Raw genomic sequence first — 18280 nt, 5'->3', positions numbered from 1 at the left:
CGGCGAGGAGTTCGTCAGGGAGGCGTGTTGTTGGGGAGCGATTCCATCTGCGAGACGTCGGGCGCGTTCTGCTCCCGTGAATTGTTGTAGTTGTTGTCAGCCCCGCAGCCGGCCATGTTGCAGCCGGGGCCGTAGGCCACCGCGCCCGTCTGGTTGGCGATGAGCGCCTGGACGACGGCGCGCGTGGGCCGGCCGTCGCGGTTCAGCACCTCGCCCACCGCGGCCACCCAGATGAGCCCGTTGGTGTCGGTGTTGGGGACGGCTCCGGGGTCGGAGTCCACGTCGTCGCGAACGAACACGCGGTAGCGGACGTTGTTCTGCTCCGGGTAGTCCTCGTAGGCGACGCCATCCGCGCCCTGCTTCTCGTGGGCGGGCATGTCGCCCGGCGTCAGCCGCAGGTAGTTCCACGGATCACCGGGGCCCGCGGGCAGCAACTCGTACCAGGGAGGATTGGCGCCCGCGAGACCCAGCTCCGTCACCTCGGCGCCCGAGTTGATGATCGTCGTCAGGGTGTTCGCATAGGTCTCTTCGGTGATTCCCGTGCGCAGCCGGATGGCCTCGCGACCCTCGGCCAGCCCCGCCTCCGCGGCGAAGAACGCCTCCTTCTGCCGGCGCGCGTCCGCCTGGGTGTCCGCCTCGCGGCCCACCACCCGGTAGCTCAGCATCACCGCCATCGTCACCACGAGCACGACGCCCAGCGCGACGAGCAGCGTGAAGCCTCCATTCGCTCGGGTTCGGGCCAGGTCTCGGTGCGTCATCGTCGCGGCTCCTCTGCGCTCCCCCGGTGCGGGGAAGGCTGGAAGTGTCGCGAACTCAGCAACTCACGTGCCCGCAGGGGCATACCCGCAACCCACTGAAATCGTTCCGGTGCGGGCTTTCACCCTCGAGTCGCGGGTCATTGATGACCTCGCAAAAAGTGCGAGGTGCGACTCTTTGCGGGGTGCGGGCTTCAGCCCTCGAACTCCAGAGCGCGGAGCCGGTCGATCAACAACCGCATGCGCTCCTGGTGTGTGCCGGGCCAGAACACGCGGCGACAGTCCCCACACTGCTGGAAGTGGGTGTGCCGCCGCGCTACGTCCGGGGGGACGCGATTGGTCACCTCGTGGGGTTCGGCGGGACTCAGGAGCGCGTTGCAGGCGATGCACCGGGAAAACGGCTTCATCCGGGAGCCGAGCCCATAGCGTCGCACCACCTCGACCAGCTGCTCGGCGGGGTCCGTGGCGCGGGGGAAGTAGCCGAGGACCACCTCACCCCGCTTGAGCACGCCGATGTCCCGCGTCAGCAGGACGCGCTCCTCGGTGCTCGAGATTCGCGCCAGCTCGGGGTCGTCGAAGTCGTTGCGCCACAGGGTGTCGAAGCCGAGCATCCGCAGGAAGCCCGACAGCCGCCCCAGCCCCACATCGAGCACGAAGCGCGGCATCCCCTCGACGTGCCCGAGCGCCGGGAAGGCCTCGATATGGTCCCCGGCCGTCACCCGGCGCGTGAGCGCCACTGGCGCGCCGTTGACGAGCACCCGGTCCAGCTCGGGATGGGGTGGACCGAGTGACTCGATGAGGTCCTTGAGCGAGGGCGAGCCCTGGGGTGTCACCTGCAGCTGCGTGCCCCGCTTCTCCGGCGCGACGAAGTCGTTCAGCCTTCCATGCAGTTGGACCGTCACCATGGTCGTTGCTCCCGGTTGCGTGACGAGGAGGACACGGACCCAGGCCCGTGAGACGACCTCCGTCACGCGATTTTCACCGCTGTAAATGTACGATTTGGCGGTACGTAGCGGGACTGCGGGCCTGAGGCGCTTCTATACTCCCCGCCCCGTCGGGCCGTCGTCGCCGACGAAGTCACCTCTCGAATCGTCTCCACGGAAGCAGGCAGAGCGAATGAAGAAGACCCTTTCCTATCTGGCGTGCGCGGTGGTCTCGCTCACGGTTTTCGCTCTGGCGTGTGGTGATTCGGATCCGAAGACACCGCTCCCGTTGCCGGACGGCGGCGTGATGTGGGCCGAGTGCAACCCCCAGCAGGACGGCGGCGGCTGTGGCACCGGCGAGGCGTGCCGCTACGTCCCGTTCTACGACCGCTCCATCTGTGTCCGGCCGTGTGACGCGCAGGGCGCCTGTGGCCAGGCCGAGGCGGCGTGCTGCCCCACGGGCGAGGCGGGTGAGGGCGGTGACGCCACCTTCTGTCTGCCGACCGAGGTGTGCGAGGCCACCACTCCGGACGCGGGCGATGCGGGTGATGCGGGCGAGGACGCGGATGGTGGCTCGCAGGCCGACGATGGCGGGTCGCTCGAGGACGCCGGGTCGAACACCGAGACCGACGCGGGCACGACGGTCGACGCGGGCGGGCCTGTCACCGTGGAGGACGCGGGCACGACGGTCGACGCGGGCACGACGATTGACGCGGGCACGACGGTCGACGCGGGTGGGCCTGTCATCGTGGATGACGCGGGCACGACGATTGACGCGGGCACGCCCGTGGACGCCGGTCCTGGCACCGTGGACGACGCGGGCACGGCGATTGACGCGGGCACGGCGATCGACGCGGGTTCACCCATCGATGCAGGCACCGATGCTGGCACGCCCATCGACGCGGGCACGCCGGACGCGGGTTCCCCGGTGGACGCGGGCACGCCGGACGCGGGCTCGTCGACGGACGCCGGAACGCCGACGGACGGTGGTCCCGGGCCGGGCGCCTACACGAACATCCGCATCATGGCGGCGAACCTGTCGAGCGGGAACGGCCAGGACTACGACCCGGGCCACGGCATCCGCCTGATGCAGGGCGTGGACCCCGACGTCGTGCTCATCCAGGAGTTCAACTACCGCACGGACTCCGTGGCGGACATCACCTCGCTGGTGAACCAGGTGGGCCCGGGCTTCCACTACTACCGTGAGACGGGCGCGCAGATTCCGAACGGCGTCATCAGCCGCTGGCCCATCATCGAGTCGGGCGAGTGGAAGGACCCGGAGGTCGGCAACCGCGACTTCGCGTGGGCGCGCATCGACATCCCCGGCCCCACCGACTTGTGGGTCGTCAGCGTGCACCTGCTGACCCGCAGCGCCGGCGCGCGCAACGCCGAGGCGAACGCGCTCGTCGCGGAGATCCGCAACAAGGTCCCGGAGCGCGACTACCTGGTCATCGGTGGTGACCTCAACACGGACAGCGTCTCCGAGAGCTGCTTCACCACCTTCAGGAACGTGGTCGTCACCGCGGCTCCGTACCCGGCCGACAAGAACGGCAAGACCGGCACCAACGCCAGCCGCGCGAAGCCCTATGACCACGTCCTGGTCGACCAGGACCTGAACCAGTACCGCACGCCCACGGTCATCGGCTCCAACTCGTTCCCCAACGGCCTCGTGCTCGACAGCCGCGTCTACACCCCGCTGTCGGACATCGCCCCGGCGCAGGCCAACGACAGCGGCGCTCCCAGCATGCAGCACATGGGCGTCATCAAGGACTTCCGCGTCCCCGCCTTCTAGGCGGATGCGGCGGGCGCGCGGCGGCTCCGAGAGGGGGCGCCGCGTGCTCCGCTCAGAAGTTCCACTTGTGCTTGTTGCGCTCGATGAAGCGCGCCACCGGCGGGATTCGCGCGATGAGCGGCGTGAGCACGAACACCGCCGCCAGCCGCAGGGGCTTCACCACCTGCGACGCCGCGTAGGCCGCCGCCCACGTGCCCGCCTGCTCGCCCGCGCCGGATGGCTGGAAGCCCAGCCGGATGGCTGCATAGAAGCCCACCAGCACCAGGCCGAAGATGACGTAGTTCGTCACCAGCGCCAGCGGGCCGTACTCCAGCATCAGCGTCTTGAAGCGCGCCATCAACGAGGGCTTCCCGGCCTTCGCCGTGGAAGTCGTTGTGGGTGGGGGCGTGTCGGAGACTGAAGGATTCACGTCGGGCTCAACAGGCGGCATGTCCACACCATGCCCCAAACGAGCGATGTCCGGGAAACAGAGCATGCGGCCCGCCGGGGGGCGGTCGGCCCTCTGGGTTGTCAGGGCTCCGGGGGGCGGGTTAAGGGATTGGGACGCGTCATGAAAGCCTCCCTCCGCCTCCTCATTCTCGTGGCCACCACGGTCCTCGTCGCGGACCATGTGACCAAGTATCTGGCTGTGTCCCGGTTGACGGATGCCCTGGACGGGCGCGAGGGGATGGCCCGGGTGACGGGCTACTTCACCATCCACAACCTCGACAACGACCCGCCCCGTGAGGACGGCGAGCGCAGCGTGCTGCGGCCGCATCGCTTCATCGAGGACTACTGGCACTTCCGCTACGTGGAGAACCCGGGCGCGGCGTGGGGCATGTTCGCGAACCTGCCCGACAGCGTGCGGCGCACGTTCTTCCACGTGGTGAGCGTGGCGGCGCTGGCCTTCATCTTCCTGATGTACCGCCGCACCCCCGTGGAGCAGCAGCTGGCGCGTCTGGCGCTGGCGCTCATCACCGGCGGCGCGCTGGGCAACTTCCTGGACCGGCTGATTCGCGGCTACGTCATCGACTTCATCGACTGGCATTGGCGCAACCAGCCAGGCATGCGCTGGCCCACCTTCAACGTCGCGGACGCGGCCATCTGTGTGGGCGTGGCCTTCATGCTGCTGGACTCGCTGAAGGTGCGCCGCCCGGAGGCCGTTCCGGCGCCGCTCGCCCAGAGCCCCAATCCGTGACGGGTGGGGGCTGGGTGGTGTAAGCCCAGGCCCGTGCCTCGCAAATACGTCATCCTCCTCGCCGTCACCCTGGGCGTCATCGCCCTGGACCAGTGGACGAAGTATCTCGTCGTCCGTGAGCTGACCTCCCAGATGCAGGGGCAGGAGACGCTGGGCGGACGCCTGGGCGCCATGTTCAGCGAGCCGCCCGAGCGGGGCTTCGACGGGCTGCACTACCGCTCCCGCCGCAGCATCGAGGTGGCGGAGTCCTTCTTCCGCCTGCGCTACGCGGAGAATCCGGGCGCGGCGTGGGGCTTGTTCCGCAACCTCCCGCCCGAGCAGCGCGGCCCGCTCTTCCACGTGGTGAGCCTGGGCGCGGTGGTCCTCATCGTCTTCTACTTCCGCAAGCTGTCCGGCACGGACCCGGAGGAGAAGTGGGCGCTGTGGGGCCTGCCGCTCGTGCTGGGCGGCGCGCTGGGCAACTACATCGACCGGTTGGCCCGGGGCTTCGTCATCGACTTCCTGGAGGCCCACTGGTTCGACAAGGCGGCGTGGCCGTCCTTCAACATCGCGGACGCGGCCATCTGCGTGGGCGTGGGCCTGCTGCTGGTGGACGCGTTCGTGCGCAAGGAGAAGCCCGCACCGGCGCCCACCAAGGCCGCCTGAGCGACACCTCGCCGGAGGGCCGCCCGAGCGGGCTGGCGTGCTCCCCGCCTTGCTCCGACGCGTGGCGCGGAGAGCCTCCCGCGCGCGCCGCCCCTCTCGTCCGTCGGCAGGTCTCCATGCTCCCCGTCCTCTTGCGCTTCACCTTCTCCAGCCTGTGGGCGCAGTTGCTGCTGTACGCCCTCGCCGTGGGCACGGTGGGCTACATCGCCTTCAACGGGTGGCGCGGCGCGGTGGGGGAACTGGACCCGAAGACGCGCACGCGCAAGGCGGTGGTGCTCGGGGACCGGCTCCTGCGCGCGGCGGGCTTCGGCCTCGCGGGTGCGGGGCTGGCGTGGTTCGGCCTCAAGTACGCGCTGCCCGAGGGCGCCTTCCCCGGCGGCAAGGGCGAGGGCATCCCCCTGCACACCTACGGCGTGCTGCTCGCCACGGGCTTCATGACGGCGGTGATGGTGGCCGGCCGGCTGGCGCGGGACGAGTGGCGCAAGGTCGAGCTCGTCGATGGCCAGTGGGTGGACGTGGAGGGGCCGAAGAAGCGCGAGCAGGTGATGGACCTGGCCTTCTGGGTGCTCATCGGCGGCATTGGCGGCAGCCGGCTGCTCTTCGTGCTCGTCAACTGGAAGGACTACTCGCGCGACTGGACGCAGGCGTTGTCGCTGGGCGGCGGGCTCGTCTTCTACGGGGGGCTCATCGGCGCGGCGGTGGCGGCGTGGTTCTTCGCGCGTGCCCACGGCATGGACTTCCTGCGGCTGGCGGACGTGTGCATCCCCACGGTGTCACTGGGGCAGTGCCTGGGGCGGCTGGGCTGCTTCAGCGCGGGCTGCTGCTGGGGCGACGTGGCGCCGGCCCAGTCCGCGACGGCGGTGCACTTCCCTGGCTCGGGCCTGGCGCAGGACCTGTTCGGCCAGGTGGGCAATGCCTCCAGCCTCGCATACACCTCCCAGCTCGACGACACGCGCTTCGTCGTGGAGGCGACAGGTCAGGTTCTGCACCAGGCCGCGCCGGACGCCGTGCGCATCTCCGACTGGGTGGCCCAGCACGGACACACCCTGGGCGTCTACCCCACCCAGCTCTTCGAGTCCCTGGGGCAGCTCGGGCTCTTCGTGGTGCTGCTGTACGCCCGCCGCTTCCGCCGCTTCCATGGGCACATCTTCGCGCTGTGGCTGATGGCCTACGCGGTGCTGCGCACCACGGTGGAGCTGTTCCGAGGGGACGTGGAGCGCGGGACGCTGCACGGCCTGCTCCAGTCCTTGGGGGCGTATGGGCTGGCGGACGCGGTGCCGCTGGAGGCCTGGTTCAACATTTCGACCAGCCAGTCCATCTCCCTGTGCATGTTCGCCCTCGGGGCGACGCTGCTCTACCAGAGGGGTCGGCGAGGGGCGGGCGAGGTGGCGGGCGAGGCCGGGCCGACACCGTCGGCGGCGTGAGGTTGATCCCCGGACGCGGGTTGGGGACACTCTGAGGCGTCATGCCGCCCCCCGACGCCCGACAGTCCGCCGCAAAGTCCCCCGCCGCGAAGGCCCCGGCGGACACCAGCTCCAGCGAGGCCGTCCTTCATGAGTGCGAGGCGCTGGAGGCGGAGCTGGCCGCGCTGCGCAACCTCTTCGAGCAGTACTTCCTGGGCGCCGAGCGCAACCCGCCCACGCGCGCCCACGAGGACTACAAGAAGCGGGTGAACAAGCTGAAGACGTCGTTCATCCGCAGCACCGCGGCCAAGTTCCGCGTGGCCAGCATCCACAGCAAGTTCCTCACGTACGAGCGGCTGTGGATGCGCACGCTGCAGGAAATCGAAGCGGGCACGTACAAGCGAGACTTGTTCAAGGCGCGGCGTCGCGCGGAGGTTCGTGGAAACTCGACGAACAAGGACCCGAAGAAGGGCGTCGTCGAGTTGACGGAGGACATCTCCGACATGGACTTCGAGGAGGTGGAGGAGGTGCTCCGCCCCCGTCCCGTCAACGAGCCGCCCCTGGCCGCGGCCATCGCCGCCGCGGCCGCGGCCGCCTCCACGCCCGCCTCCGGAGGCACGCCCTTCCGAGGCACGCCCGCGGTGGCCAGCGCCTCGACGGCGCCGAGCGTGGCGCCGGTGGCGGCTCCCGCCGTGTCGCGCGGAGGAATCCCCGGCATCGCGCCGCTGACGCCCGCCGTGGCGCCGCTGACGCCCGCCGTGGCGCCGCTGACGGGGACGCCCGCGAGAGGCCTGCCCACGGTGACGTCACCGCTCGGGGGCACGCCGGCGCGAGGCACGGCCACGGTGACCTCACCGCTCGGAGGCACGCCGGCGCGAGGCACGGCCGCGGTTCCTCCAGGCATGGCCGCGAAGCCCGCGGCGACACCCGCGCCCGTGGCTCGTCCCACGGCGGCGCCCGTCGCGGCGCCCAGGCCCGCGGCTCCCGTGGCCTCGGCGGCGCCCAAGCCTCCGGCGGCGGCGGGAGGCGGCGGCATGTCGGACGACAAGCTGCGCGCCGTGTACGACGCGTACGTCACCGCGAAGCGGCGCTGCCAGGAGGACACCTCGAAGATGTCCTACGAGTCGGTGGCCGCCACACTGCGCAAGCAGGTGCCGGAGCTGCTCAAGCAGCACAACGCCAAGGCGGTGGAGTTCAAGGTCGTCATCAAGGACGGCAAGGCCTCGCTCAAGGCCGTGCCGAAGTAGGGCGCCGCGGATGAATCAGGACCTGGAATCGCTCAAGGCGCGCGTGTCGCGTCTGTCGGTGATGATTTTCGACATCGACGGGACGCTCACGGACGGGCGCATCTTCTGGGTGCCGAACTCCGGCTGGACGCAGATGTACAGCGTGCGTGACGGCATGGGCATCAAGCGCCTGCAGGAGGTGGGCATCGAGGTGGCCGCCATCTCCGGCGGCGACAGCCTGTCCGCGCAGATGCGGATGCAGTCGCTGGGCCTCAAGCACGTGCACTTCGGCAGTCAGGACAAGGTGGCGCACTTCGAGAAGCTGCTCGCCCTGCTGAACGTCTCCGCGGACCGGTGTGGCTACATGGGGGACGAGGTGGTGGACCTGCCGCTGCTCAAGGCGGTGGGCTTCTCCTCCGCGCCGCCCGAGGCCCCCGACGAGGTCCGCGCGCAGGTGCACTACGTCGCGCAGAAGCCCGCGGGCTTCGGGGCCGCGCGCGAGGTGTGCGAGTTCATCCTCCGCCACCGCTCGTAGCACCTGTCCGTCCCGCGAATTCCACCAATCCGCGCCTGGGTGCGGCGAATCGTCGGCTCCTGAAAAGTCGCGGGGGCCGCTTGCCCGCACGGGTTGTCGCGTCATGGGGCCCTCCCTACCTTGGGCTTCGCACATGAGGCCGCTGGCCGGCGCGAGACACGTGGGAGGCGATGTGGGGATGCAGAGGTGGCTCGGGCTGTCGGTGGTGGTGGGCCTCGTGATGACGACGGGGTGCTCGACGCCGTCTGAAGAATCTCGGGAGCGGCTCGCGGTGCTGGAGGCGGAGGCCGAGGAGCTGGACGCGGTGCTGGACAGTGTCGAGGAGCGACTGCTCGGCAACCAGGCCATGCTCCAGACGTGGCAGGAGCTGGGACGCCGTCACCAGGAGGTGACGCAGCTGCACTGCCAGACGTCGGAACCGCACATCCTGGCGCGCATGAAGCACTACGAGAAGATGGAGGAGCGCGTGCGCCAGACGCACCGACGCAGCAGCGTGGCGGCGGTGGACCCGGTGCTCACCTCCGGCAAGTCATCCAAGTCCCAGCATGGCGCCAACTGACGCCCGCTCACAGGCTCATGCGCTCGCGGAAGCGCTGGGACTGACGGCGTGACATCTCCACCTCCGGGCCTTGGCGCAGGCGCGCCACCAGCGTGCCGCCGGGGCCCGGCTCCAAGGTCTCGACGAAGTCCAGGTTGATGAGGTGCTGTCGACTCGCGCGGAAGAAACGCGAGGGGTCCAGCTTCTCCTCCAGGTAGCTCAGCGAGCGCAGCAGCAGCGGCTGATGTCCCGCCAGGTGCAGTCGTGAATAGTTGCCCTCGGACGTGATGAGCGGCACCTGCGCGAGCTGCACCAGCCAGCAGCGCTCGCCCTCCTTCACGAAGACGCGCTCCAGCGGCGCACCCGAGGCCCGCGTCGGCTCTGACGCGCGCTCCGTCGGTCCACGGCGCTGACGGACCCGCTCCAGCGCCTCGGCGAGCCGCTCTGCTTCGATGGGCTTGAGCAGATAGTCGAGCGCGTTGACGGAGAAGGCGCGCACGGCGTGCGCGTCGAACGCGGTGGTGAAGATGACGTCCGGAGGCTCGTCGAGCCGGGCGAGCACATCGAAGCCGCTGCCTCCCGGCATCTGGATGTCGAGCAGGAGCAGGTCCGGCTCCTGTGCCTCCACCTGACGGCAGGCGTCGTCGACATGGGTGGCCTCGCCCACCACTTCGACATCGGGGAACGCGGCGAGCAGTCGGCGCAGCTCCGCGCGGGCCAGGCGTTCGTCATCGACGATGAGGACTCTCATGAGGGCAGGGGGATGCGGACGCGCGCGGTGGTGAGGGTGGACCCGGTCTGGTCCAGCTGGAGCGACGCGGTGGTGCCACACAGCAGCCGCAGCCGCTCGCTCGCGTTGTGGAGTCCCACGCCGCCGGAGTGGGGCGCGGGAGGCGTGCCGACGGGCGCGGGGGTGTTGGCGACTTCCAGGAGGAGCGAGCCCTCGCGCACGTGGGCCTGCACCGTCACCGCGCCGCCCTCGGGAGAGGGAGCGATGCCATGCTTGATGGCGTTCTCCACCAGCGTCTGCACCAGCATCGCGGGGACGGGCACGGCGAGCGCCTCGGGTGACACGTCCTCGCGCACGCGGAGCCGCTCTTCCAGGCGGATGGCCTCCAGGCTCAGGTAGTCACGCACCACCTGGAGCTCCCGCCCGAGCGGCACCGTCTCCGCGTCCTTCGAGGCGAGCGCGTAGCGCAGCAGCGAGGACAGGTGGGTCACCGCCTGCTGGGCGCGGGTGGGGTCCTCGACGATGAGGGCCCGGACGCTGTTGAGACAGTTGAAGAGGAAGTGCGGCTGGAGCTGGGCCTTGAGGAAGCGCAGCTCGGAGGTCTGCGAGGCGATTTGTTGCTGCAGTCGCTCGTGCTCCGCGGTGCGCGCCCGTTCCACGAAGTGGACCGCGAAGTACGTCAGCAGCCACATCATCATGACCACGGACCAGAAGGCGCCGCCGAAGATGATGCGGGTGAGCGAGAAGTCCTCGAACCCCTGGATGCGGAACACGAAGCGGGACAGGACGTGGGCCACCACGGACTGGGTGGCCCCCATCGCCAGACAGACGAGCAGCACGCGGGGCGCGAGGCGTGACAGGGACAGCCGGGCCCACTCCCGGAAGCCGAGCCGACCGCGGGCGACGTGCGTGATGACCATGCCCGAGAGGCTCATCGCGACGAGCCAGAACATCCTTCGCGCGAACTGCTCGTCGGGCTGCTGCATCATCACGACGGACAGCACGGACAGCACGGCATTGATGAGGCCATACAGTCCCCAGCCGCCCACCTGGCAGGCGGCGTACACCCGGGCGCGTCGGGATGACATGCGTGCTCCTGCCGTCATGAAGACCTCGAGTCCATCACGCTTCAGCGCTGGGATTCCATGCCCGTCAGCGGGCGTGCTCGTTCAGGAAGCCGTCGAGTGTGGTGAAGAAGCCCTCGGGGTCATCCCACATGATGAAGTGCCGGGCCGTGTCGTGCATGACGAGACGCGCGGTGGACAGGCCCTGATACTGGCCGCGATAGAGCGCCTCGATGTTCTCGCGAGGGACGCTGCCCTTGAGCGCGGCCCACGAGCCGAACACGAAGGTGGGCGCGGTGATGCGAGGCAGCTCCGGGCGCAGGTCGGTGGTGGACATCTCGTACATGGCCTGCGCGATGGTCTCCGGGTCGGAGTCGATGCCCCAGCGGACGCCGACCTCACGCCGGGCCTCGTCGGTGGCGTAGATGCGCATCGCCTGTCGCGACGCCTGGGTGCGCTGCTCCAGATTCTGCTGACGCACGTGGGCGCGGCCCTGCTCGGCGAACGGACGGGCGGTCTCGACGGTGGCGCCCGGGTACATGAGCGCGGGCAGGAAGGGCACGCTGTCCACGATGAAGAGGCCGCCCACCAGCTCGGGTGCCTCCGCGGCCAGCGAGAGCGCCAGCACGCCGCCCAGGCTGTGTCCGACGATGATGGGCTTCTCGAGCTTATGCTCGCGGATGTACTCGATGAGCGCCGTGCGCATGGTGGCGAAGAAGGGCGCGGGGACAGCGGGCTGACCGGCGAACCCGGCGAGCGTGAAGACGTGGCTGTCGTAGCCGCCCTTCAGGTGGGCCACCGTCTCGTCCCACACCGCGCCGGACGAGGCGAGGCCGGGGATGAACAGGACGGGGCGTCCCTTGCCGGAGCGCTTCACCTGGAAGGCGGCCGGGGCGGCGGGCGCGCTGGTGGCCGCGGCGGTGGTGGTGGGGCTGGAGGTGGTGGCGCAGCCGACGAGCAGGCAGAGGGTGCAGAGCGCGGTCAAGAGTGGCGTGGGACGCATGGACCTTCCTCGGGTGAAGGACGCCGCGGGACGCGCGGTGTCGGACGAGGAGGAAGGTACGCCCAGGAATCGTGCTCGCTCCGGAGACTCCATGAGCGGTTCGTCCCGGGGATGAGCGGCGCGGGACGGGGATGGGCTACCGCGCGCGGAGCTCCTGTCGAATCTCCATGAGGATGCGGCCGAGCATGTTCTTCCCGCGACCGTCTCCGCCGTCACCCCAGAAGTCATCCTGGTCCGTGTGCTCGACGAGCCGTGCGTCGCCTGTCTCCAAGAGCAGTCGGGTCAGGTCCTCGTGCTGGGTGAACTTGGCGCGCACGGCCTCGCGCATGACGGAGACCTTGATGGACTCCCAGTCCCGACGGAGCTTTCGCTTGCGGTCTCGACCCATGCGCGCGGCGAGCATGGGCGTGCGCGCCTGACGGAGGGCCTCCTGGTCCTCGGGGAACTCGAACTTCCGTGCCTGGAAGTAGTGCTCGCTGGTGGGCCACGTCCTTCCGCCCAACTTGATGGGATAGGGCGCGAAGTTCGAGCACCAGCCATGCGCGTCGGTGACGCTGTAGAAACGGATGACGTCGCTCATGTGAGTCCCTCGGGTGCCAGCGCCTCAAGGACGCGAGGCGCTCGGTCGGCACAGGACGAGGCCCACGTCATCCGGGAGCACGCCGCTCGCGAGTCGAGGCAGCGTGGCCAGCGTGCGCGCCGCGGCCTGCACGTCGGCGAGGCCCACGTGCTCCTGGATGCGACGCAGGTCGACGTACTTGAACAACCCATCTGACGCGCCGAGGAGCGTGCCGCCTCGCCACAGGTGTTCGAAGATGATGGGCCGTGCGCCGCCGCTCCCGAGCAGGGGCTTGCGGTGTTGATGCGCCGTGAGCGCGTGACAGCGCTCGCCCTGGAACAGCCACAACTCCGAGTCCCCCACGCTGGCGCCCACCACGCGTCGTGAGGTGACACAGGCGACCACGGCGGTGGTCTCTCCTCCCTGCCCCGAGGACACGAGCCGCGCGTCGCACCGCTCCAGCACAGCGCGCCATGTCTCCGCGCCCTCGAGTCCGGACCCGGACGCCACGGCCTCCTGAACGCCACGGAGCACCGCCTCCGCGGCCTCCGCGCCACGATGTGAGTTACCCGCGCCATCCGCGACCACCAGCACCGTCGCGGCACCGTGCGTCAGCACCCACGCCCGGTCCGCACCCGGTTTGCCTTTGCTCGCCGGTTCCACATGCAAAGCCGTCTCGAATTCGCCCAAGTGTCGCGCTTTCGGGAGTGCCAACAGGCGTCAGGACTGGCGTCATGGCGGGTACTTCATGACACGCTCGCTTTCCAGACTTCACCCCCTGTGCCTCCGGACGCAAGGGTTTCCGCTGGGCAGGCGGGCGGGCACACCGGTCCGTGACGACGTGGTCGAATCCAGGTAGAACCGCCGCCGTGACACGCACCGCGCAAACGGTCCTCGCCGCCCTTGGGGCGGGGTTGTTGGGATGCAACGACCTGGAGGTCTGTGGCTCGACGTCCCAGGACGTCACCCGTGATGACGGGAGCGTCTATCGCTGTGTCACCTCCGAGGACTGTCCGCGGACCTCCCGTGTCGATGTGTGCATCACCGACGTCTCGCCCATCGCCGAGTGCGTGAGCTGCGATGAGTCGCGCTGCGTCACCGTCATCCCGGAGAAGTGCTAGTGCGGAGGCTGCGACTGTCGCTCGTGGTGTTGGCCCTGGCGGGGGTGGGGTGTCGCGACAAGCCAGTGGACCACCTGCAGCGCGCTCGTGACGCCACCTTCGAGAAGCGACCGGACGAGGCCCTCGTCGAGTACCGCAAGGCCTTCGACATGTTGCGCCACGACAGCACCCCCGAGGCGCTCGTCCTGCGCGCTCGCGCCCTGAAGGGCGCCGCGGACGTCTACTGGCTGGAGCAGCGCAAGGTGAAGGAGGCCGTGGGCGTCTACCGCGAGCTCATCCAGCAGTGCCCCGAATCCCCCGAGGCGCTCGAGTCCCGCATCATCCTGGCGGAGCTGTTGCGCGTGCACTACCGCGACCTGCGCGGCGCCATCGACCAGCTCACCGCGGCGCTGCAGCGCAACCCGCCGCAGGGTGCCGAGCTGCACTACCAGGTGGCCAAGCTCTACTTCGAGCTGGGTGACTATCAGCAGTGCGAACTGGAGACGCGCCGCCTCGTCGAGCGCTTCGCCACCAGCGCCTTCGTGGACGACACGCTGTTCCTCCAGGCCCAGGCCATCGCGATGATGGAGGGCCGTCGACAGGAGGCCTCGCGCGCCTTCGCGGACCTGCGCACGCGCTTCCCGGACTCGGAGCTGTCCCCGCACGCGCTGTTCGAGATGGGCAAGCTGCGCTCGGACGCCGGCGAGCACGAGAAGGCCATCGAGACGTGGGTGGAGACGCTGAAGACGCATCCGGACCCCACGCTGGTGCAGGACTACATCGCGCGGGCCCGCAAGCGCATCGCCAACACCACCGCCGAGGGCGTGGGCCAGCGTGAGGTGGCGTTCGACCGCGCCCGTCCCGCGCCGCGCTCCTCGCTCGAGGCCGTGGGTGGCAGGCCCGAAGAGGCCGCGCACGAGCACGACTGACCGGCGCTGCTACGCCGGGACGTCCAGCACCGCTTCCAACAGGGGCGCCGCCACGGACGGGTCATCCGCGTCCGCCACCAGCAGCAGGTGCACGCGTCCACCCTCCACGCGCGCGTCCACACCCTCCAGCTTCACCTTCGCGTCGACGACGTCCAGGAACAGCGGCGTCCCATCCGGCGCCAGCAGTCCCACCGCCGAGCCCGCCACCGCGCCGTCCGAATAGGTATCCCGCGAGGCCTCCGCCGTCGCGGTGAAGACCATCCGCCCATCCGGCAGGGGCGAGGCGTCCGTGAAGGACAGTCGCACGCCGCCCGCGCGTCCCAGCTCCCAGCGCAGCGTGGTGCGCACCACTTCCGGACCCAGCGCGCCCACCTCGATGGCGCGCATCGCGCGCTCCCGGTCCAGGTCCACCAGCGCATCCACGCCCGCGTCGCCGTTGCCCCGCTGGAGCAACCGCACCCGTCCACCCACCACCGCCGCGCCCTCGATGTTGAGCGAGCCGAGCTCGCGCGAGAGCTGCTGATACATCGTCGAGCAGTCCACCGTCCGGACCTCGCCCGTCAGCGAGCCATCCGCGCCCAGCATCACCAGCACCCCGCGCATGCGCGCCGAGGTGGAGCCCGAGGGCAACGCCAGCAGGGCCCCCTGAGGCGCGCCCGCGAGTGGACCCAGCAGACAGAGCGCCTCCAGGTCCGGCTTCGCCGCCTTGCGCGCCGCGGGCTCCAGCGGGAGCTCGCCCTCGAACAGCCGCGACAGCCGCCCCGGTGCATCCCCGTGCACGGGGAAGGTGGCCAGGTGCAGCGAGTCATCCGCGACGACGTGCAGCCAGTCTCCGACGCGCACCAGCCCGCTGGCGGCGCTGACGTGCGCGGGGAGGCCCGGGGACTCGGGGGCCTCCAGGGTGAGGGTGCGCCGAGGGGTGGTGCGAATCATGGCCAGGCTCCCGTCGCAACAGGCTCGTTCAGAGCAGCGTACCGCGCAGGAGGGTGCTGGCGACGGTGAAGTAGATGATGACGCCGCTGACGTCCACCAGCGTGGCGACGAAGGGCGCCGAGGCGCTCGCGGGGTCGAAGCCGAAGCGGCGCAGCACCAGCGGCAGCATGGAGCCCGCGAGCGTGCCGAAGGTCACCACGCCCAGCACGGACAGCGCCACCGCGCAGCCCAGCAGGAACGCGTGCTCGCCATACGCCCCGGACACCTCCTGCCACACGATGATGCGCCCCAGGCCCACCGCGCCCAGCACCAGCCCCAGCACCAGCCCGGACAGCACCTCGCGCCGCGCCACGCGCCACCAGTCCTTCAATCGCATCTCGCCCAGGGCGAGCGCGCGGATGATGAGCGTGGAGGCCTGGCTGCCGGAGTTGCCGCCGGAGGAGATGATGAGCGGCACGAAGAGGCTGAGCACCACCGCGCGCTCGATGGCACCCTCGAAGCTGCTCATGGCGGTGGCGGTGAGCATCTGTCCGAGGAAGAGCACCAGCAGCCAGCCGATGCGCTTCTTGAGCATCCCGAAGAAGCCCACCTCGAAGTAGGGGGCCTCCAGGGCCTCCATGCCGCCGACCTTCTGGATGTCCTCGGTGGCCTCTTCCTGGACGACGTCGACGATGTCGTCCACCGTGACGATGCCCTTCATCCGGTTCTGCTCGTCGAGCACGGGCAGCGCCATGAAGCCGTGCTCGGTGAACAGCTGGCTCACCACTTCCTGGTCCGTGTTCTCCGACACCGTGACGACGTCGTGCTGCATGACGTCCGCCACCTTCTTGTCGCTGGCGGCCTGGAAGAGCTGGCGCAGCGACAGCACGCCCTGCAGGCGCTGCTCGGCGTCCAGCGCGTACGCGTAGTAGACGGTCTCCACCTTCTCGCGCGCCTGCTTGCGCAGGTATCCGATGGCCTCGTCGATGGTCATCTCCGGCCGCACGCGCGCGAAGCGCGGGTTCATCAGACCACCGGCGTCGTCCTCCGCGTAGGCGAGCAGGACGTTGACCTCGCGACGGCTGGCGTCGTCCAACTGCGCGAGGATGGTGTCCGCCTGCCCCGGCTCCACCGCCACCGCCTGCACCAGGTCCGCCAGGTCGTCCGGCGGCAGCAGCCGCACCCAGGTGCGCCGCTCGCTGGCGGGCAGGTGGGTGATGAGCTCCCCTTGTTCGCGCGCGGACAGGTCGAGGAAGAAGTCGTCCGCCACCGATGTCGGCAGGAGCCGGAAGCCCTCCAGGCGCTCGTCGATGGAGAGCACCGGCCACACCTCATGGAGCTCCTCCACGGAGAGGGAAGCGCTCTGAGGGCTGTCCATCATGGGGCTCGCCTCGGCTGGTGTTCGCGCGCGGCCAGTCGCGACGCGCCGGCCTCTCTACACCCGCACGGCGAGCGCGGCGAGAGGCAGGCAACCATCCCCGCGCGCTTTTTCCACGGACGTCACCGGCCCCGAGCGGGGAGCTCGCCCGTGTGGGCTCCAAGGGGGCTCGTCAGGGCCTCTCAGGGTCGAGCCTGCTCGTAGAGCGTGGTGAAACCCCCGAGGGGACGCGAATCGCCACTCCAGTGGAAGCGGGGGGAGGTGTCGCGAGAGCCCTCGGAGAGGGGGAAGTGGGTGGGCAACAGCTCCAGTCCGAGCACGGGCTGTCCGCTCAGGCGCCGGGGCTGGGACAGGCGGGCTTCCCCGGTGGTGGAGTAGAGGGTGGGCACGGTGGGGCCCAGATGGAGGGACCCTTCGACGACCCCCAGCGACATCTCCAGGCCGAGCGCGCCGTCCTGGGTCAGCCGGTCTCCCACGAGCGTCCATCGGTAGAGCGTCCGTTCGGGGAACAGGGGCTGGGCGGAGCCCACCAGGGTCCACAGCGCGCCGTCCTCCAGGCCCACGGGGATGCCTCGCAGCGGCGCGCAGGGCTCGCCCGTCACCGGGAGGAGGACTCCTTCCTCGGAGGGCTCGAAGGGGCAGGCCTGACTGTCGGGCGAACCAGGGCCCGTCAGCGACACGACGAGGACGCGCTGCGCCGACGCACGCACGAGCAGCCCCGTCGACTGCGCCCTGCCGAAGCGCCCCTGCACCCCTGGCTTCCTCCAAGGTGTGGACGGTGGCATGGTGAGCACCCCGGCGTCGGTGAGCACGAAGCGATGGAGTCGTTCGCTGTCGAGCACCACCAGTTCGTCCTCCGACGCCAGTCGTCCCTGGAGGGGCTGGGTGCCAGGCACGTCCGTGAGCAGCGAGTCCGTGAGCTCCAACTCGGTGCCGGTGTCCACGTAGCGACGCACGCGCCCGTCTCCCACCACCCAGACGACGTTGCCGGAGATGGAGACGTCGGCGGGGGTGGTGGCGGTGCCCAGGCGCAGCGGGCGGTCCTCGGTGCCGCGCATCGCCACGCCATCGCACAGCCACAGGCCCCGCGTGGTGCGGTCCAGCTGACCGCACCTGGGCAGTGGCAGGGTGATGGGCGTGGGGCTTCCGCTCCACGCGCTCGCCACATGGACGCCGAGCTGGCGCACGCCACCCACGGGCGCGAATGAGAGCAGGACATGGTGTCGTCCCACGGTGGTGGGAGCGAAGCTCACCGTGGCCTCGCCGCCCAGGTCCCCCAGGGAGACCTCGGCGGGGACACGATGGTTCTCCGGGTCGAGGACCTCGACGGTGGCGGTGTCGGGAGCCTGGGCGGGCCTGCCGTCGTCGCAGACCAGCATCAGGGTGGCGACGTCCATCCGCAGTGAGACGGCGGTGCCCAGGGAGACCACCACCGGGTCGCGGGTGAACAGCCCCGTCGCGGGGGACACGGTGCACAGAGGCGCCTGGTCGTCCGCCGAGCAACCGACGCTGGCGAGCACCGCGGCCAGGGTGAGGGGGAGGGTGGTCTTCATCCGGCGGCCATCTCGCCTGACGTCCGAGCCTCCCCCGGCCAGGGAGCGCTGCGACGCG

General features: G+C 70.1%; 20 protein-coding genes. 9 read left to right on the top strand and 11 right to left on the bottom strand.

All coding sequences use genetic code 11. The annotated features are described in order from the left end of the window. Positions 1-14: 14 nt before the first annotated feature. The gene (locus tag LXT21_RS30040) at positions 15-758 is read right to left on the bottom strand and encodes a hypothetical protein (RefSeq protein ID WP_254041632.1); all 744 of its coding nucleotides are present in this window, start codon (positions 756-758) and stop codon (positions 15-17) included. A 191-nt stretch (positions 759-949) separates the two neighbouring features. Beyond that, complete coding sequence (locus LXT21_RS30035) at positions 950-1660, bottom strand: Mut7-C ubiquitin/RNAse domain-containing protein (RefSeq protein WP_254041631.1); 711 nt, start codon at positions 1658-1660, stop codon at positions 950-952. Positions 1661-1871: 211 nt separating this feature from the next. Between LXT21_RS30035 and LXT21_RS30030 the strand changes: the two genes are divergently transcribed. Then, complete coding sequence (locus LXT21_RS30030) at positions 1872-3470, top strand: endonuclease/exonuclease/phosphatase family protein (protein ID WP_254041630.1); 1599 nt, start codon at positions 1872-1874, stop codon at positions 3468-3470. Positions 3471-3522: 52 nt separating this feature from the next. Here LXT21_RS30030 and LXT21_RS30025 read toward each other — a convergent pair whose 3' ends face one another. Continuing rightward, positions 3523-3807, bottom strand: a complete 285-nt coding sequence (locus LXT21_RS30025) for a hypothetical protein (protein WP_223751423.1) — start codon at positions 3805-3807, stop codon at positions 3523-3525. Positions 3808-4020: 213 nt separating this feature from the next. Between LXT21_RS30025 and lspA (LXT21_RS30020) the strand changes: the two genes are divergently transcribed. The 6 genes from lspA (LXT21_RS30020) to LXT21_RS29995 all read left to right on the top strand — a co-directional run bounded on the left by lspA (LXT21_RS30020) (position 4021) and on the right by LXT21_RS29995 (position 9015). Further along, positions 4021-4647, top strand: coding sequence for a signal peptidase II (lspA, locus tag LXT21_RS30020; RefSeq protein WP_254041629.1), 627 nt, complete (start codon positions 4021-4023; stop codon positions 4645-4647). 33 nt (positions 4648-4680) lie between these two features. Further along, positions 4681-5292: a signal peptidase II gene (lspA, locus tag LXT21_RS30015; protein WP_254041628.1), complete on the top strand. Its 612-nt coding sequence runs from the start codon at positions 4681-4683 to the stop codon at positions 5290-5292. Between the two features lie 116 nt (positions 5293-5408). Beyond that, positions 5409-6716 (top strand): prolipoprotein diacylglyceryl transferase, encoded by a 1308-nt coding sequence (locus LXT21_RS30010; RefSeq protein ID WP_254041627.1) that lies wholly within the window; start codon positions 5409-5411, stop codon positions 6714-6716. A gap of 41 nt (positions 6717-6757) precedes the next feature. Then, positions 6758-7942: an MXAN_5187 C-terminal domain-containing protein gene (locus tag LXT21_RS30005; RefSeq protein WP_254041626.1), complete on the top strand. Its 1185-nt coding sequence runs from the start codon at positions 6758-6760 to the stop codon at positions 7940-7942. Positions 7943-7952: 10 nt separating this feature from the next. Then, a complete protein-coding gene (locus LXT21_RS30000; RefSeq protein WP_141324151.1) occupies positions 7953-8456 on the top strand; it encodes a KdsC family phosphatase in 504 nt (167 codons plus the stop codon). A 178-nt stretch (positions 8457-8634) separates the two neighbouring features. Then, the gene (locus LXT21_RS29995) at positions 8635-9015 is read left to right on the top strand and encodes a hypothetical protein (protein WP_256572110.1); all 381 of its coding nucleotides are present in this window, start codon (positions 8635-8637) and stop codon (positions 9013-9015) included. A 7-nt stretch (positions 9016-9022) separates the two neighbouring features. Here the strand turns inward: LXT21_RS29995 and LXT21_RS29990 are convergent, their stop codons facing one another. The 5 genes from LXT21_RS29990 to LXT21_RS29970 form a co-directional block, all read right to left on the bottom strand. Continuing rightward, positions 9023-9745 carry a LytR/AlgR family response regulator transcription factor gene (locus LXT21_RS29990; protein ID WP_254041624.1) on the bottom strand — a complete coding sequence of 241 codons (723 nt, stop codon included), beginning with the start codon at positions 9743-9745 and terminating at the stop codon, positions 9023-9025. Next, positions 9742-10812 carry a sensor histidine kinase gene (locus LXT21_RS29985; protein WP_254041623.1) on the bottom strand — a complete coding sequence of 357 codons (1071 nt, stop codon included), beginning with the start codon at positions 10810-10812 and terminating at the stop codon, positions 9742-9744. The genes LXT21_RS29990 and LXT21_RS29985 overlap by 4 nt, the downstream gene beginning before the upstream one ends. Before the next feature lie 64 nt (positions 10813-10876). Continuing rightward, positions 10877-11791, bottom strand: coding sequence for an alpha/beta fold hydrolase (locus LXT21_RS29980; RefSeq protein ID WP_254041622.1), 915 nt, complete (start codon positions 11789-11791; stop codon positions 10877-10879). A gap of 136 nt (positions 11792-11927) precedes the next feature. Next, positions 11928-12371, bottom strand: a complete 444-nt coding sequence (locus LXT21_RS29975; RefSeq protein WP_254041621.1) for an NADAR family protein — start codon at positions 12369-12371, stop codon at positions 11928-11930. Positions 12372-12395: 24 nt separating this feature from the next. Continuing rightward, positions 12396-13013 (bottom strand): PP2C family protein-serine/threonine phosphatase, encoded by a 618-nt coding sequence (locus LXT21_RS29970; RefSeq protein WP_323395139.1) that lies wholly within the window; start codon positions 13011-13013, stop codon positions 12396-12398. Positions 13014-13219: 206 nt separating this feature from the next. Here LXT21_RS29970 and LXT21_RS29965 point away from each other — a divergent pair, with 206 nt between their 5' ends. Both LXT21_RS29965 and LXT21_RS29960 read left to right on the top strand, forming a co-directional pair. After that, positions 13220-13471 (top strand): hypothetical protein, encoded by a 252-nt coding sequence (locus tag LXT21_RS29965; RefSeq protein ID WP_254041619.1) that lies wholly within the window; start codon positions 13220-13222, stop codon positions 13469-13471. Continuing rightward, positions 13471-14379, top strand: coding sequence for a tetratricopeptide repeat protein (locus LXT21_RS29960; protein ID WP_254041618.1), 909 nt, complete (start codon positions 13471-13473; stop codon positions 14377-14379). Before LXT21_RS29965 ends, LXT21_RS29960 begins: the two co-directional genes overlap by 1 nt. A gap of 9 nt (positions 14380-14388) precedes the next feature. Here the strand turns inward: LXT21_RS29960 and LXT21_RS29955 are convergent, their stop codons facing one another. The 3 genes from LXT21_RS29955 to LXT21_RS29945 all read right to left on the bottom strand — a co-directional run bounded on the left by LXT21_RS29955 (position 14389) and on the right by LXT21_RS29945 (position 18222). Beyond that, positions 14389-15312 carry a DUF6929 family protein gene (locus LXT21_RS29955; protein ID WP_254041617.1) on the bottom strand — a complete coding sequence of 308 codons (924 nt, stop codon included), beginning with the start codon at positions 15310-15312 and terminating at the stop codon, positions 14389-14391. Between the two features lie 28 nt (positions 15313-15340). Continuing rightward, positions 15341-16672, bottom strand: coding sequence for a magnesium transporter (gene mgtE, locus LXT21_RS29950; protein ID WP_254041616.1), 1332 nt, complete (start codon positions 16670-16672; stop codon positions 15341-15343). Positions 16673-16851: 179 nt separating this feature from the next. Then, the gene (locus LXT21_RS29945) at positions 16852-18222 is read right to left on the bottom strand and encodes a hypothetical protein (RefSeq protein WP_254041615.1); all 1371 of its coding nucleotides are present in this window, start codon (positions 18220-18222) and stop codon (positions 16852-16854) included. Positions 18223-18280 lie beyond the last annotated feature (58 nt).

The organism is Myxococcus guangdongensis (assembly GCF_024198255.1).
GTDB lineage: Bacteria > Myxococcota > Myxococcia > Myxococcales > Myxococcaceae > Myxococcus > Myxococcus guangdongensis.
Note: the sequence above shows the minus strand (reverse complement) of the source record. Positions and strands in the feature narration are given on the sequence as shown.

What these genes read in the sequence shown, in the direction of transcription:
- LXT21_RS29995 (WP_256572110.1), top strand. Translation starts at nt 8,635, where the DNA reads ATGCAGAGGTGGCTCGGGCTGTCGGTGGTGGTGGGCCTCGTGATGACG.
- LXT21_RS29955 (WP_254041617.1), bottom strand. Translation starts at nt 15,312, where the DNA reads ATGATTCGCACCACCCCTCGGCGCACCCTCACCCTGGAGGCCCCCGAG.
- lspA (WP_254041629.1), top strand. Translation starts at nt 4,021, where the DNA reads ATGAAAGCCTCCCTCCGCCTCCTCATTCTCGTGGCCACCACGGTCCTC.
- LXT21_RS29975 (WP_254041621.1), bottom strand. Translation starts at nt 12,371, where the DNA reads ATGAGCGACGTCATCCGTTTCTACAGCGTCACCGACGCGCATGGCTGG.
- LXT21_RS30010 (WP_254041627.1), top strand. Translation starts at nt 5,409, where the DNA reads ATGCTCCCCGTCCTCTTGCGCTTCACCTTCTCCAGCCTGTGGGCGCAG.
- mgtE (WP_254041616.1), bottom strand. Translation starts at nt 16,672, where the DNA reads ATGATGGACAGCCCTCAGAGCGCTTCCCTCTCCGTGGAGGAGCTCCAT.
- LXT21_RS29945 (WP_254041615.1), bottom strand. Translation starts at nt 18,222, where the DNA reads ATGAAGACCACCCTCCCCCTCACCCTGGCCGCGGTGCTCGCCAGCGTC.
- LXT21_RS30025 (WP_223751423.1), bottom strand. Translation starts at nt 3,807, where the DNA reads ATGGCGCGCTTCAAGACGCTGATGCTGGAGTACGGCCCGCTGGCGCTG.
- LXT21_RS30030 (WP_254041630.1), top strand. Translation starts at nt 1,872, where the DNA reads ATGAAGAAGACCCTTTCCTATCTGGCGTGCGCGGTGGTCTCGCTCACG.
- LXT21_RS30005 (WP_254041626.1), top strand. Translation starts at nt 6,758, where the DNA reads ATGCCGCCCCCCGACGCCCGACAGTCCGCCGCAAAGTCCCCCGCCGCG.
- LXT21_RS30040 (WP_254041632.1), bottom strand. Translation starts at nt 758, where the DNA reads ATGACGCACCGAGACCTGGCCCGAACCCGAGCGAATGGAGGCTTCACG.
- LXT21_RS29980 (WP_254041622.1), bottom strand. Translation starts at nt 11,791, where the DNA reads ATGCGTCCCACGCCACTCTTGACCGCGCTCTGCACCCTCTGCCTGCTC.
- LXT21_RS30000 (WP_141324151.1), top strand. Translation starts at nt 7,953, where the DNA reads ATGAATCAGGACCTGGAATCGCTCAAGGCGCGCGTGTCGCGTCTGTCG.
- LXT21_RS29985 (WP_254041623.1), bottom strand. Translation starts at nt 10,812, where the DNA reads ATGTCATCCCGACGCGCCCGGGTGTACGCCGCCTGCCAGGTGGGCGGC.
- LXT21_RS29990 (WP_254041624.1), bottom strand. Translation starts at nt 9,745, where the DNA reads ATGAGAGTCCTCATCGTCGATGACGAACGCCTGGCCCGCGCGGAGCTG.
- LXT21_RS30035 (WP_254041631.1), bottom strand. Translation starts at nt 1,660, where the DNA reads ATGGTGACGGTCCAACTGCATGGAAGGCTGAACGACTTCGTCGCGCCG.